The following is a 14,441-nucleotide window of genomic DNA, read 5'->3' on the forward strand; positions in this document are numbered from 1 at the left end:
TGTTGGAGGTTTAGTCCAACTTTTGGGGGGCAGATCAATTCTAACCGCTTTTTTATTTATCTTTAATCTTGCTGATGTTATTTTGTTTGTGCTAACTGCTAGTGATGCATAGCGTATTTTAGAGCTAAAAAGATGACAAACACGATCTTAAAAACACAACTTTCAGAATTTAATTTGCAGCAAAAAAATGATTTTGCTACAACAGAAGTCGTTACATTGTTGCGCCAACGTAGCGATTTTTATGATCAGTTATTACTGAATTTATGGCAACAATTCGGCTTTGCAGCACGCCAAGATTTAACGCTTATCGCTGTCGGGAGCTACGGTAGGCGAGAGGTGTTTCCGTTGTCCGATTTAGATATTTTGGTGATTGCAACGCAAACATTAGATGATGAAACGCATTCAAGGCTGAATGAACTATTTAATTTGCTATGGGACAGTAAATTACAAGTTGGCGCGAGTATTCGTACGATCGAAGAATGTATCGAAATTGGCAAAAGTGAATTATCAGTAGCGACCAATATGTATGAAGGGCGTTATTTAATCGGTAATAAAGCACTGTGGCAGGCACTATTTGAAAGCTTATATACGGAAGATTTTTGGCCGATTGATCGCTTCTTTAGCGCTAAAATGCAAGAGCGAAATGAGCGATATGCGCGTTATCATAATACCAGTTATAACCTTGAGCCTGATTTAAAACACAGCCCGGGCGGGTTGCGAGATCTACATTTGATTGCTTGGATCTCATTAAGACACTTTGGTACTTATGCGTTTGAAAGTTTATTGAATAAAGGGATTCTTTTCCCTGAGGAATTTAGTGAACTGAATGAAGCGCAAGCGGTGCTTTTCCGGATGCGTTTTGCATTGCACTTGCAGCTTAAGCGTTATGATAATCGCCTGCGCTTTGATCGTCAGCTACAGTTAAGCGCGCAATTAGGCTACCGAGGTGAGGGAAATCAGCCGGTTGAAGCAATGATGAAAGCGTTTTTCCAAGCAACCCAATCTATTTCTCAACTTAGCCAATTGCTATTGGATAACTTTGAGCAAATTATTCTCGGTCAGCAAAATATTGCGGAAAAACGACCACTTGATCAGAACTACTATTTACAAGGAACAGAGATTATTTGCCGTCATCGCCGATGTTTTACGCAAGATCCGGTGTCAATTTTAGATCTTTTTTTCTATTTAACTCAGTATCCCGAAGCTAAAGCTAATGCTATCACACTACGTAATTTACGGTTGGCATTAAAAAAACAGCAACAGCCGTTATCTATGGATGCTGAGGCTAGAGCCCGTTTTATCTCCTTATTTTCTCAGCCGAAGGTGGTGGAACGTGCGATTATACCAATGCATCAACTAGGCGTGTTATCCGCCTATCTGCCACAGTGGGATGGCATTAAAGGACTGATGCAATTTGATTTGTTCCATATCTATACAGTCGATGAGCATATCATTCGAGTTATGCAGAAATTGGAAAGCTTTTTAACCAATGAAGCTGAAGAGTTACATCCTTTGTGCTGTAAATATTTCCAAGCTTGTATGCATAAGCCAATTTTATATTTTGCAGCGTTATTTCATGATATTGGGAAAGGGCGGGAAGGCGATCATGCTCAAGTAGGGGCTGTTGATGCTTATCAGTTTGCTGTATTACACGGTTTTTCCGAAGCGGAAGCACAACAAATCACATGGTTGGTGCGAGAACATTTAACCATGTCATTAACTGCACAACGGCGTGATATTCATGATCCTGCCGTGGTAAAAAGTTTTGCAAAAATAGTGGGAAATTCGACCGCTTTAACCGATTTGATGTGCCTAACCATTTCGGATATTTGCGCAACTAATGAAAGTTTATGGAATGATTGGAAGCGTTCTCTGTTTACGCAACTTTATCAATTTACTATCGAGGAATTGGAAAAACGTCTGGATTATCAACGTGTTAGTCAGCAAAATCGTTTGGAGGCGTTAGATCTAATAAAGTTTGCCTTATCGCCTCTAGAACGAACACGCTTGCAAGACTTTTGGGCGCCTTGTCCCGATAGTTATTTTTTACGTAATACACCAAAGCAGCTGGTTTGGCACGCATTGGGCTATCTGAAACATAAAACGTTACCAATGATCTTGGTTAGTAATGAATATGCACGAGGGGCGACTGAAATTTTTGTACATTGTCATGACCAGCCGCAATTATTTGCGCGCATTGCCCAAGCATTGAGCCAGAAAAAGATCAGTATTCACGATGCACAAATTATTACTTGTGAGAATGGTTTAGTGTTCGATAGCTTTATTGTCACGGAATTAAGCGGAGCAGAACTGGATTCAATGCGTTGTGAACAAGTCTGTCAATCTTTGCAGCGAGTATTAAGCGATGCAGAAAGCGTCAGCTTTAAATTATTGAAAAAGCCGGTAAAACACCAGTCTTTTAAACGTGCAACCAAAGTCAAATTTCTCTCGGATGAACATCCAAACCAAACTTCATTCGAGTTATTTACTTTAGACAGAGAAGGATTGCTTGCCCAAGTCAGCCACATTTTTGGACAGTTAGAGTTGGTATTAGTCAATGCCAAAATTACGACTATCGGCGAACGAGTAGAGGATTTCTTTGTGGTTTGTACCGCTCAAAATCAGGCGTTAAGTAAAGAGCAACAAAAACAGCTGAAAGCCAGTTTGTTGGAAGAATTGAATGCCTAGCTGAAAAAGACCGCTTATCAGGAAATATTCAAATAAGCGGTCTTTTTTCAATAAAATTTTACGATTTTAATAAACCAGAAGAACCTTCCGAATAATCTCTCGGTTGGTCTTCACTATTTTCATGTTTGGGCGGAAGCTGCGATTGTTTGAAAAAATCCAACTGTTCGGCCTCAGGTAATAGTTTTTCTGAGCCTTTTGCTAAGTGCTGATACAATTTTTTGTAATCTTCAGCAAGTGTTGAGAATAAAGCTGCGGATTGTTCAAAATGTTGCTCAAGTTGCTGCTTTTGTTCTTCCACTTTCGTTTTGGTTTCTTTAAGTTCATTTTCTAATTGGATATGTTGCTGCACATTGCCTTTGAATGCTCGTACAATCACGCATCCTACAATGATGCCAATCACAAAGGCAACGCCAATTGCAGACCAAACATCTGGTGTCCATTGTCCCATCATAATAGATTCCTCTCGGTAGTGAAAACTTAGCTTTTTGTATCATGTTCCGTTAGGCAAGAGAAAGGATTTAAGCGATTAAATTCTGAAAATTTGAGCTTTTCAACATTTCTTAGATTTAATGCAAAAAAACTTAGCTTTTTAGGGAAAATATCTGTATAATCATCGCACCCTGTTTTGTTTGGACTTTCCCACCGAACAAGTTTGGTCAGATTTTGACTCGAAGGGGTCGGATTCTACCGTCATATAGGTAATCCACTTGTTTATAAGTGGATTGGGTTATAACTAAAATTATTGGTATTTAATTAATGAAAACTTTTGTAGCAAAACCAGAAACAGTAAAACGTGACTGGTATGTAGTAGATGCGACAGGTAAAACTTTAGGTCGTTTAGCTACTGAATTAGCACGCCGTTTACGCGGTAAACATAAAGCTGAATATACTCCACACGTAGATACAGGTGATTACATCATCGTTATCAACGCAGAGAAAGTAGCAGTAACTGGCAAAAAAGAAACTGATAAAATTTACTACTGGCACACTGGCTACGTAGGTGGCATCAAAGATGCAACTTTCAAAGAAATGATTGCACGTCGTCCAGAAGCAGTGATCGAGATCGCAGTTAAAGGTATGTTACCAAAAGGTCCTTTAGGCCGTGAAATGTTCCGTAAATTAAAAGTTTACGCAGGTAACGAACACAACCACGCTGCACAACAACCACAAGTTTTAGACATCTAATCACGGAGCATCGAAAATGACAGCAGCAAATCAAAACTACGGCACAGGTCGCCGCAAAAGCTCTTCAGCTCGTGTATTTATCAAACCGGGCAGTGGTAATATTACCATCAACCAACGTTCTTTAGACGTTTACTTCGGTCGTGAAACTTCACGCATGGTAGTTCGTCAACCATTAGAATTAGTTGAGTTATTAGATAAATTAGATTTATACATCACTGTTAAAGGTGGTGGTATTTCTGGTCAAGCAGGTGCGATCCGTCACGGTATCACACGTGCATTAATGGAATACGACGAAACTTTACGCCCTGCATTACGTGCAGCTGGCTTCGTTACTCGTGACGCACGTCGCGTTGAACGTAAAAAAGTGGGTTTACACAAAGCACGTCGTCGTCCACAATACTCAAAACGTTAATTTCGAGTATTACCGATATACGAAAGTATTATCAGCAGAAGGCAGGATTATTCCTGCCTTTTCTGTTTTTATCGCCTGACAAGTGCTAAAATAAGTCAAATTTTTAACCAAGGATTTTTTATGTTAGCCATTATTTCTCCTGCCAAAACATTAGATTTTGAAACGCCCGCACCTAATTTCCCATTTGCAAATTCTCAACCGAAATTAACCGCTTATAGCCAACAACTTGTCGATATCTGTAAACAATTTGCACCGGCTGAATTAGGCTCATTAATGTCGATCAGCGATAAACTCGCTAGTCTGAATGTAGCTCGTTTTGCAGAATGGCAACTGGAACATAACGAACAAAATGCTAAAGTGGCTTTATTTGCATTTAAAGGTGATGTTTATACCGGACTGGATGCAGAAACGCTTACTCAGGCGCAAGTAGAATACACACAGACGCATTTACGTATGCTATCCGGCTTATACGGTTTATTAAAACCGCTGGATTTAATGCAGCCGTACCGCTTAGAAATGGGAACGAAGTTAGTGAATCCGCAGGGCAAAGATCTTTATGCGTTTTGGGGCGATATTATTACTCAACATTTACAGACAGCGATTGATGAACAAGGCGATAACATCTTAGTGAACCTTGCTTCGGACGAATATTATGGTGCAGTAAAAGCAAAACAGTTACAAGCGACCGTTATTAAACCGGTATTCTTAGATGAAAAGAACGGCAAGTTTAAGCAAATCAGTTTCTATGCGAAAAAAGCGCGCGGTATGATGGTACGTTTTATTTTAGAACATCAACCGACTAACATGGATCAGTTAAAAGCGTTTAATTACGGTGGCTATTGGTTTGATGAAGAGTCTTCCAGTACAACAGAGCTTGTCTTTAAACGTGAGGAGCAGGCGTAATGCGTTGGCTTTTTCTTGCAGGATTTTCACTGTTTTTAACCGCTTGTAGCCTCACCCAAAAGCAATTTGATTTACCGGGAAAAGTGGATTTCCAAGGTAAATCTTATGTAAAGGTAACGGATAATCGTATTGATGAAATGCGTCAATTACTTTATTTACCTGCGGATAGTCAGCAAGATCCGGAAAATTGGCATAATGGGATTTTGTTCTTTTTAGATCAAAATTCTCAAGGGAAAACTTTGCAACAGCGAGTAGCACTTCGCCAAGCGGCATTTGCGCAACAAAATAATACGCAATCTAAGGTAAGTATTGAACAACAAGAATTGCGTAGCGAAGTGATTTATCCGCCGACAGAACGTTTTAATGACATATTACTTGAGGTCTCTCGAGGCAAAGATTTACAGTGTGGCTATGGGCAAATTCAATATTCGGACAAACGTGCTGTGATTGCAAAAAAATGGCAAAATTCGACCGCTTATCAAACTTCGTTAATTCAATTGGCACAGCAGTTAGCAGCAATGCCGTGGTTAATTACGTGCAAGTAAGGATAAAGAGTACATACTTGGGGGGAGTATGGAACAGCAATATATTAAGTTAGTGAAAAGAGCGGCAAATCTTGCGATTTTAGTGGCTTGCTCGCTGATTGTTATCAAGACGTTTGCATGGTGGAAAACCGGCTCGATTTCGATTTTAGCGGCAGTAACCGATTCGGTTGTGGACTTATTGGCCTCGATCACCAATATCTTAATGCTACGTTTTGCACTGTTACCGGCAGATGAAAATCATACATTCGGGCATGGCAAAGCAGAATCGCTTGCTGCGATTGCTCAAAGTGCGTTTATCGGTGGCTCGGCGGTGTTCTTAGTACTACAAGGCATTCATAAATTGATGCACCCGCATATTATTGAAGGATCGGAAATAGGGATAGCTGTCAGCCTGATTTCGATTATCGTGACCGGCGCTTTAGTGTGGTATCAAAAACGCACTGTGGCTTTAACTAAAAGTCCGGCAATTGCGGCAGATTCTCTGCATTATCAAACGGATTTGTTGATGAATACCGCGATTCTAGTCGCTATGTTACTAAGCCTGTACGGTTTTGTTTATGTCGATGCGATTTTTGCAATTGGGATTGCACTATATATCGGTATTAATGCTTTTAAAATGTTTTGGGAAGCGGTACAAGTACTACTAGATCAGGCATTACCAAAAGAAGAAATCGATCAAATTTTAGAGCTTGCCGCCAAACACGAACGTATTATTGGTATTCATGATTTACTGACACGCCAAGTTGGGGCTGTACGTTTTATTCAGCTCCATTTGGAACTAGAAGATAACTTAACGTTATTGGAAGCGCATGATATTACTGATTTGTTAGAGCAGAAAATTCTAGCGATTTTTCCTCGTTCGGAAATTATTATTCACCAAGAGCCGACTTCAATTGTTCAGCAAGAACTTAAATTAGGACAAGTAAAAGATTATGTACCAAGTTATCGCTAATTTTAGTTATCAAAATTTTGAAAGCGATCCTGTCACGCTTATTAATCAAATTGTTAATCAGTGGCGTTTTAACGGACAGATTATCGGGCGAGAATTTGCGGTAACTTATCACCAAAATCCACAACCCCATTTCCAAGTAAGAGTGTCAACTCCGGAGCAAACTAGCTTAATGCCAGAATGGAATAGTGCAGAAGTTAATGAGGCATTATTACAGGCAGAGGAAAATGGCGTAGAGTTCGATTCGTTTGAGATTGTCGGCAGAGATTATCAAGCGGAACAAACTAGCGAAATTGAGCAACAAGTATTCCAAATTCTTTATACTACCCATTTAGACAGTTGCTCGCCGGTTTATGGTGGTGAGGATTTTTGTGCGATTCCGCTCTATCAGGCTACAAAACAGCAGCAACAGCTTGGTGAACATCTGATTAAATGGCAAGAAAGCTGGCAAGCTTGCGATCAGTTGCAAATGAATGGCGGAGCGCTGGAGCAACAGGCTTTAGCACAAATTAGTGAAGTCGATAGCGAACTTTCACAAATGGGAATAGATCTTTGCCATCAGCTTGAAACGTTAAGTGGTGTGCCAACTTTCTATTATTTATATCGTTTAGGTAATGATTTAACTGCAGAACATCAGCGCAAATGCCCTAAATGCCAAGGAGAATGGAAATTGGCACAACCGTTGCATCAAGTGTTCCACTTTAAGTGCGATAAATGTCGTTTAATCTCTAATTTAAGCTGGGAAGTACAATAATATAACTTTTAGTGCTATAAAATGAGAAAGTTATATTGAAAATATAGGGCGAGAGTTATATTCTCGCTTTTATTTTTATTGTGCTGGAGATTTAGATGATTATCCTTAATTTCGCTGTGTTTACAGCGTTACTATTCCTACTGTTTTTACTGTATAAAAATACGCAAAAATTAGGACAAACTGTTTTTGTTGGCTTATTACTTGGGGGGGTAAGCGGTGCGATTTTGCAAAATTTTTACCAAAAGTCAGAAATTGACGCAACGTTAGAGTGGGTGAATTTAGTCGGTAACGGTTATGTGCGTTTATTACAAATGATCGTGATGCCGTTAGTATTTGTTTCGATTTTATCGGCGATTGCTCGTTTAAAACAGGCAGGATCACTCGGTAAAATCAGCTTTAGTGTGTTATCGGTTTTATTAGTGACCACTGCAATTGCGGCTGCAATCGGTATTGCAATGGTGTATTTATTTGATTTATCAGCGGAAGGATTAGTAGCTGGTGAGAGAGAATTAGCTGCGCAAGGCAAAGTGGCGGGGGGTGTAGAGCAAGTGTCAAATTTATCTATACCGGCAATGTTAGTCTCTTTTATTCCAAAAAATCCATTCTTAGAATTAACCGGTGCAAATCCAACCTCAATTATTAGTACAGTCATTTTCTCTGCATTTTTAGGTGTAGCGGCATTAAGCCTAGCTAAAGAAGATGCAGCATTGGGCGAGCGTATTGCAACTGGCGTTGATACCTTAAATAAACTGATTATGCGTTTAGTTCGTTTCGTGATTCGCTTAACCCCTTACGGCGTATTTGCACTCATGCTAAAAATGGCAGCTACTTCAAAATGGGAAGATATTGTTAATTTGGGTAGCTTTATCGTTGCTTCCTACTTAGCAATCGGCTTAATGTTTTTAGTGCATGGTATTTTGCTTTTCGTGGCAAAAGTGAATCCGTTTGATTATTATAAAAAAGTGTTACCAACGCTGAGTTTTGCTTTTACTTCTCGTTCAAGTGCAGCGACTTTACCGTTAAATATCGAAACGCAAACCGATAAATTGGGTAATAATAATGTTATTGCTAATTTCTCGGCGACGTTTGGTGCAACTATTGGGCAAAACGGTTGTGCGGGGATTTATCCTGCAATGTTAGCAGTGATGGTAGCGCCAACGGTAGGTATAGATCCGTTTAGTCTCAGCTACGTTGTCACGTTAATTTTGGTGGTAGCGATTTCTTCATTCGGTATTGCCGGTGTAGGCGGCGGAGCAACTTTTGCAGCGATTGTAGTACTTTCCACCTTAAATTTACCGATTGAATTGGTTGGCTTATTAATTTCAGTTGAGCCGTTAATTGATATGGGACGCACCGCATTAAATGTAAACGGTTCAATGGTGGCAGGAACATTAAGTAACAAGTGGCTTAATCGAGCATAACAAGCGGTGATTTTTGGTAAAATTTTTATGAAATTTGACCGCTTGTTATCGAAAATAGAAAAAGGGGCTTAAGCCCCTTTGTTATTGGTATGAATAATAAGATTTATTCCACCCAACTGATCACATCTTCAGCCGGCTTACGGTATTTTTTGGTAATCGGTTTCGCACGATAACCGAAGGTCACCATACAAGAAACACCGTATTCGTTAGTGTCAAATAAGCCTTCTTTCGCTAAAATTTCGTTTACCGCATCATAGTTAAAGCCTTCAATCGGGCAAGAGTCAATCCCAATCATTGCTGCGCCGGTCATCATATTTGCGAGTGCAATATAAGTTTGTTTCGAGCACCAGTCGAATAAAGTACGATCACTTTCTAACACTTTAATATCATCGGTTTGGAACGATTTATAACGAGCAATAGTGGCTTCCATTTGTTCCGGTGTTAAGCCACGTTTTGATAAGCCTTGGTGGAAGAAATCCGAATCGTATCTCGCATTTTTCTTAGCTAAGATCACGACTAAATGGCTCATTTCGTGCATTGGATGCTTGATTCCCCAAGAAACCGGCACAATTTTTTCACGGATAACTGCATTTTGCAGCACAATGAATTTCCAAGGTTCGGAACCTACAGAACTTGGTGATAATCTACCGAGCTCTAAAATATATTCCATATCTTCACGGCTGATTTTTTTAGCCGGGTCATAGCTACGACAAGCAGCACGGAAGCTAAATGCGTCTAGAACGTCTTGTTTGGCAATATGTGACATAATTTCCTCATTCATAGTGGTAGTAAACTCTGTGATAATACGCTTTTCTCAACTATTAAGCTAATGCTTCATAAAAGCAAATCACCAAACTTTGTTTTATTTCTAATTTTTGCAAAAAAACTCCAAAAATAAACCGCTTGTATAGATAAATCATTCAAATTAATTGTTTTTGTGAAACCTTAAAAATCAACACTTTAGCCTAACTTTACATTTACTTTCTTCAGGCAAAGTATTATCATCGCAATAATTTTTCATCAATATATTTAGAGGATAGGTAATGCAACACCTAAAAGAATTAACAGAGAAAGCGAGAAATGCTTTAGATGCCTTAGATCAAGGTTTAGATGCGTTAGAAGAGTTCCGTGTTGAATATTTCGGTAAGAAAGGTCATTTTACTGCGTTAATGCAAGAATTACGCAATGTTTCGGCGGAAGAGCGTCCGGCAATCGGTGCGAAAATCAATGAAGCGAAGCAAACAATTCTTGATATTTTAAATGCGAAAAAAGAAGCATGGGAACAAGAAGCATTAAATGCAAAATTAGCGGCAGAACGTATCGACGTATCATTACCGGGTCGTAAAACCGAATTAGGCGGTTTACACCCAATCTCAATCACAATTGAACGAGTCGTAAAATTCTTCTCTGAATTAGGTTTTACCGTGGCAAGCGGTCCGGAAATCGAAACGGATTACTATAACTTTGATGCGTTAAATATTCCTGCTCATCACCCGGCACGAGCGGATCACGATACGTTTTGGTTTGATGCGCAACGTTTATTACGTACACAAACATCAGGTGTACAAATTCGTACGATGGAAAATATGCAGCCACCAATCCGTATTGTGGCACCGGGTCGTGTATATCGTAACGACTACGACCAAACACACACACCGATGTTCCATCAAATCGAATTGCTTTATGTGGACAAAAAGGCCAACTTTACCGAGTTAAAAGGTTTGATTCACGATTTCTTAAAAGCGTTTTTCGAAGAAGATTTACAAGTGCGTTTCCGTCCGTCATTTTTCCCATTCACAGAGCCTTCGGCTGAGGTGGACGTAATGCGTCAAAACGGTAAATGGTTAGAAGTATTAGGTTGTGGTATGGTGCATCCAAATGTATTACGTAACGTAGGTATCGATCCGGAAGAATATAGTGGTTTTGCGGTAGGCATGGGCGTTGAGCGTTTAACAATGTTACGATACAACGTAACGGATTTACGTTCGTTCTTTGAAAATGACTTACGTTTCTTAAAACAATTTAAATAATAGTTAGCTACGGAAATTCACTGAATACACGGGAATGACAAGCGGTCAAAATTAAGTGAAATTTTGCAAATTCCGTGTAAGAAAATAGAGGATATAAAATGAAATTTAATGAATCTTGGTTGCGTGAGTGGGTAAATCCTGCAGTATCAACAGAGCAATTATGCGACCAAATCACCATGTTAGGTTTAGAAGTCGATGCTGTTGAACTGGTTGCCGGCGCATTTACCGGTGTAGTTGTGGGTGAAGTGGTTGAATGTGCTCAACACCCGGATGCGGATAAATTACGTGTAACTAAAGTAAATGTAGGCGGTGATCGCTTATTAGATATCGTATGTGGTGCACTGAACTGCCGTCAGGGCTTAAAAGTGGCATGTGCAACGGAAGGCGCTGTATTACCGGGCGATTTTAAAATTAAGAAAACCAAATTACGCGGTCAGCCGTCTGAAGGTATGCTTTGTTCATATTCCGAATTAGGCATCAAAGAAGATCATAGCGGTATTATCGAATTACCGGCAGATGCGCCAATTGGTAAAGATTTCCGTGAATATTTAGATTTAAATGATGTGGCAATTGAAATCAGTTTAACCCCAAACCGTGCGGACTGCTTAAGCATTGCCGGTATCGCACGTGAAGTGGGCGTAATTAACCGAGTGGAAGTAAAATCGCCGGTGATTTCAGCTGTACCTGCAACGATTGCGGATAAAGTGGCTATAGAATTACAAGCGCCGGAAGCTTGCCCGCGTTACCTTGCTCGTATTGTGAAAAATGTAAACGTAAAAGCAGCTTCACCATTATGGTTGCAAGAGAAATTACGCCGTTGTGGTATTCGTTCAATCGATCCGATTGTCGATATTACTAACTTAAGCCTGTTAGAACTTGGCCAACCGATGCACGCTTTTGATGCGTCTAAAATTGAAGGTGCTATCCAAGTACGTATGGCAAAAGAAGGTGAAGAATTAGTTTTATTAGACGGTACAACCGCAAAATTACAGCCAAATACTTTAGTCATTGCCGATAGCAAAGCGGCATTAGCGATGGCAGGTATCTTTGGTGGTGAAGCAAGCGGCGTAAATGAAAATACGACTGACGTAGTATTAGAATCTGCATTCTTTGCACCATTAGCGATTACCGGTCGCGCACGTCAATATGGCTTACACACTGATGCATCACACCGTTTCGAACGTGGTGTTGACCCACAATTAGCACGTGATGCGATGGAACGTGCAACCGCATTATTACTTGAAATTTGTGGCGGTGAAGCGGGTGAAATCGTTGAAGCAGTAAGCGAACAGCACTTACCTGTACGCAATACGGTTACCTTACGTCGTAGCAAATTAGATGCGGTTATCGGTCACCATATTGAAAATGAAACGGTAACTGATATTTTAACTCGCTTAGGTCTAAACGTAACCTTTACAAATGATAGTTGGACAGCGGTAGCTCCAAGCTGGCGTTTCGACATTGAGATCGAAGAAGATCTTATCGAAGAAGTTGCTCGTATCTATGGCTATAACAGTATTCCAAATAATTCTCCGCTTGCACACTTAACAATGAAAGGCACACCGGAGAAATTATTAGAAGCAAGCCGTATTCGTACTGCATTAGTGGATAGTGATTACCAAGAAGTGGTGACATATAGCTTCGTTGATCCGAAAAAACAATCATTATTGCATCCGAATCAAGAAGCGTTAATTCTACCTAACCCGATTTCAAGCGAAATGTCAGCAATGCGTTTATCGCTTTTAACCGGTTTATTAGATACGATTGTTTACAACCAAAGCCGTCAGCAAACACGCGTTCGTATTTTTGAAGGCGGTTTACGCTTTATTCCAGATGCAACAGCAGAATCAGGAGTTCGTCAAGAATTCGTATTCGGTGCAGCAATTGTCGGTGATAAACGTCCGGTACATTGGGAAAGTAAAGACGAAGTGGTAGATTTCTTCGACTTGAAAGGCGATATGGAGCGTGTATTATCACTAACTTCAGCTCGTCATGATTTAAAATTTGTGGCAAAACAATTCCCTGCATTACATCCGGGACAATCTGCGGCAATTATGTTAGATGGTAAAGAAATCGGCTTCATTGGTTCTGTGCATCCGTCTATCGTGCAAAAACTTGGTATTAAAGGTAAACCAGTGGTATTTGAGATTCTCGGGGAAGCGATTGCAAACCGTCCAATTCCTGCGGCAAAAGAAATTTCTAAATTCCCTGCGAATAATCGTGATATTGCAGTTGTGGTAGATGAGAATGTAGCAGCTGGTGATGTATTAGATGCATGTCGCAATGCAGGTGGCTCAAAATTAGTTGCAGTAAACTTATTTGACGTTTACCATGGCACAAATTTAGAAGCTGGTAAGAAAAGTTTAGCAATTAGCTTAACGGTTCAAGACACTGAAAAAACGCTTGAAGAAGAAGAAATTTCAGCTGTAACTCAAGCAGTCTTAGCTGAATTAGCACAACGTTTCCAAGCATATCTAAGAGATTAGATTTAAGGATTATTTTTATGGCACTCACTAAAATTGAACTCGCAGAAAGCCTCGTTGAAAAATGTGGCTTTGATAAACGTATCGCTAAGCTCTTTGTAGAGCAATTTTTCGAAGAAATTCGTAGTTCTCTAGAGAAAGGCGAAGAGGTTAAACTATCTGGCTTTGGTAATTTCTCGTTACGTGAGAAGAATGCTCGCCCAGGGCGAAATCCTAAAACCGGAGAAACTGTTGCCGTGACAGCTCGCCGAGTAGTGGTATTCAAGCCCGGTCAGAAGCTTAGAGACAGAGTCGAAAATGTAAAAGTGAAGGCATAAAAAAATTATAGCATTCTACAGGCGAAATAAAGCCTGTAGGATGTTTTTTTATAGGCAGTGAATATATGACTAAATTCAACAAAAAACGATTTTCTTCGTTTGCTATTTTAGCTTGTGCAGCGCTATTAACAGCATGTTCAAGTAGTGATAACACATCAGGACCAATTAAGGCAAGAGCAGGAATTTTCCGTACTCACCACAGCACTTTATCTGACCCGATTATGGCAATTAGCAGCTTGAGCGAACAACAACATGAGTGGAAAGGTACTCGTTATCGTTTAGGTGGGAATAGCAAAGCAGGTATTGATTGTTCTGGCTTTATGCAAGTGACATTCCGTGATTTATTTGGAATTGACTTACCGAGAACGACTTCAGAGCAAGCCAAAGAAGGGACGAGAATCGATCGTGATGAGCTTAGAACTGGTGATTTAGTATTCTTTAAAACAGGACGAGGCCCTAACGGTAAACATGTTGGCGTATATGTAAAAAACGGGCAGTTCTTACATGCTTCAACCAAGGGAGGAGTTATTTATTCAGATATGAAATCACCATATTGGTCGAGAACCTTCTGGCAAGCTCGTCGTTTATAATTTAAAAATATGACAGAGATCACATTTTTAGAAAAAAGTCTCAAATTTAGGTATAGTAGACAAAAAAGGTTGGTAAAAAGTGGGTTAAAGCCTTATATTACAAGGCTTTAACCCACTTTTTTAAAATATGAATAAAAACTTATCCTTTTTGCCAATCTTTAAAC

The 14,441-nt window shown here is 39.8% G+C and carries 14 protein-coding genes; 12 read left to right on the top strand and 2 right to left on the bottom strand.

The window, feature by feature from the left end:
- Positions 1–108 precede the first annotated feature (108 nt).
- The gene (gene glnD / locus HMPREF0027_RS05325; protein WP_276324224.1) at positions 109–2,688 is read left to right on the top strand and encodes a bifunctional uridylyltransferase/uridylyl-removing protein GlnD; all 2,580 of its coding nucleotides are present in this window, start codon (positions 109–111) and stop codon (positions 2,686–2,688) included.
- 58 nt (positions 2,689–2,746) lie between these two features.
- Here the strand turns inward: glnD and HMPREF0027_RS05330 are convergent, their stop codons facing one another.
- Positions 2,747–3,136: a Z-ring associated ZapG family protein gene (locus HMPREF0027_RS05330; RefSeq protein ID WP_044024446.1), complete on the bottom strand. Its 390-nt coding sequence runs from the start codon at positions 3,134–3,136 to the stop codon at positions 2,747–2,749.
- A gap of 308 nt (positions 3,137–3,444) precedes the next feature.
- Here HMPREF0027_RS05330 and rplM point away from each other — a divergent pair, with 308 nt between their 5' ends.
- The 7 genes from rplM (at position 3,445) to HMPREF0027_RS05365 (ending at position 8,857) form a co-directional block, all read left to right on the top strand.
- On the top strand, positions 3,445–3,873 hold the full coding sequence (gene rplM, locus HMPREF0027_RS05335) for a 50S ribosomal protein L13 (protein WP_005596850.1): 429 nt from the start codon (positions 3,445–3,447) through the stop codon (positions 3,871–3,873).
- A gap of 16 nt (positions 3,874–3,889) precedes the next feature.
- Positions 3,890–4,285 carry a 30S ribosomal protein S9 gene (gene rpsI / locus HMPREF0027_RS05340; protein ID WP_005622826.1) on the top strand — a complete coding sequence of 132 codons (396 nt, stop codon included), beginning with the start codon at positions 3,890–3,892 and terminating at the stop codon, positions 4,283–4,285.
- A gap of 120 nt (positions 4,286–4,405) precedes the next feature.
- A complete protein-coding gene (yaaA, locus tag HMPREF0027_RS05345; RefSeq protein ID WP_005622827.1) occupies positions 4,406–5,188 on the top strand; it encodes a peroxide stress protein YaaA in 783 nt (260 codons plus the stop codon).
- Positions 5,188–5,733 carry a hypothetical protein gene (locus HMPREF0027_RS05350; RefSeq protein ID WP_005622829.1) on the top strand — a complete coding sequence of 182 codons (546 nt, stop codon included), beginning with the start codon at positions 5,188–5,190 and terminating at the stop codon, positions 5,731–5,733. Before yaaA ends, HMPREF0027_RS05350 begins: the two co-directional genes overlap by 1 nt.
- Before the next feature lie 28 nt (positions 5,734–5,761).
- A complete protein-coding gene (locus tag HMPREF0027_RS05355; protein WP_005622830.1) occupies positions 5,762–6,685 on the top strand; it encodes a cation diffusion facilitator family transporter in 924 nt (307 codons plus the stop codon).
- Positions 6,666–7,436, top strand: a complete 771-nt coding sequence (locus HMPREF0027_RS05360) for a Zn-ribbon-containing protein (RefSeq protein WP_005622831.1) — start codon at positions 6,666–6,668, stop codon at positions 7,434–7,436. The genes HMPREF0027_RS05355 and HMPREF0027_RS05360 overlap by 20 nt, the downstream gene beginning before the upstream one ends.
- A 95-nt stretch (positions 7,437–7,531) precedes the next feature.
- Positions 7,532–8,857, top strand: a complete 1,326-nt coding sequence (locus tag HMPREF0027_RS05365; protein ID WP_005622832.1) for an L-cystine transporter — start codon at positions 7,532–7,534, stop codon at positions 8,855–8,857.
- Between the two features lie 103 nt (positions 8,858–8,960).
- Here the strand turns inward: HMPREF0027_RS05365 and HMPREF0027_RS05370 are convergent, their stop codons facing one another.
- Entirely contained in the window at positions 8,961–9,623 is a 663-nt protein-coding gene (locus HMPREF0027_RS05370) for an NAD(P)H-dependent oxidoreductase (protein WP_044024297.1), read from the bottom strand.
- 277 nt (positions 9,624–9,900) lie between these two features.
- Between HMPREF0027_RS05370 and pheS the strand changes: the two genes are divergently transcribed.
- The 4 genes from pheS (at position 9,901) to HMPREF0027_RS05390 (ending at position 14,277) form a co-directional block, all read left to right on the top strand.
- Positions 9,901–10,887: a phenylalanine--tRNA ligase subunit alpha gene (gene pheS / locus HMPREF0027_RS05375; protein WP_005622834.1), complete on the top strand. Its 987-nt coding sequence runs from the start codon at positions 9,901–9,903 to the stop codon at positions 10,885–10,887.
- Positions 10,888–10,985: 98 nt separating this feature from the next.
- Positions 10,986–13,373 carry a phenylalanine--tRNA ligase subunit beta gene (gene pheT, locus HMPREF0027_RS05380; protein WP_005622835.1) on the top strand — a complete coding sequence of 796 codons (2,388 nt, stop codon included), beginning with the start codon at positions 10,986–10,988 and terminating at the stop codon, positions 13,371–13,373.
- 17 nt (positions 13,374–13,390) lie between these two features.
- Entirely contained in the window at positions 13,391–13,687 is a 297-nt protein-coding gene (locus HMPREF0027_RS05385; RefSeq protein WP_005596864.1) for an integration host factor subunit alpha, read from the top strand.
- A gap of 65 nt (positions 13,688–13,752) precedes the next feature.
- Positions 13,753–14,277, top strand: a complete 525-nt coding sequence (locus HMPREF0027_RS05390) for an NlpC/P60 family protein (protein WP_005622836.1) — start codon at positions 13,753–13,755, stop codon at positions 14,275–14,277.
- Positions 14,278–14,441: the final 164 nt, after the last annotated feature.

This window comes from Actinobacillus ureae ATCC 25976, assembly GCF_000188255.1.
Lineage (GTDB): Bacteria > Pseudomonadota > Gammaproteobacteria > Enterobacterales > Pasteurellaceae > Actinobacillus > Actinobacillus ureae.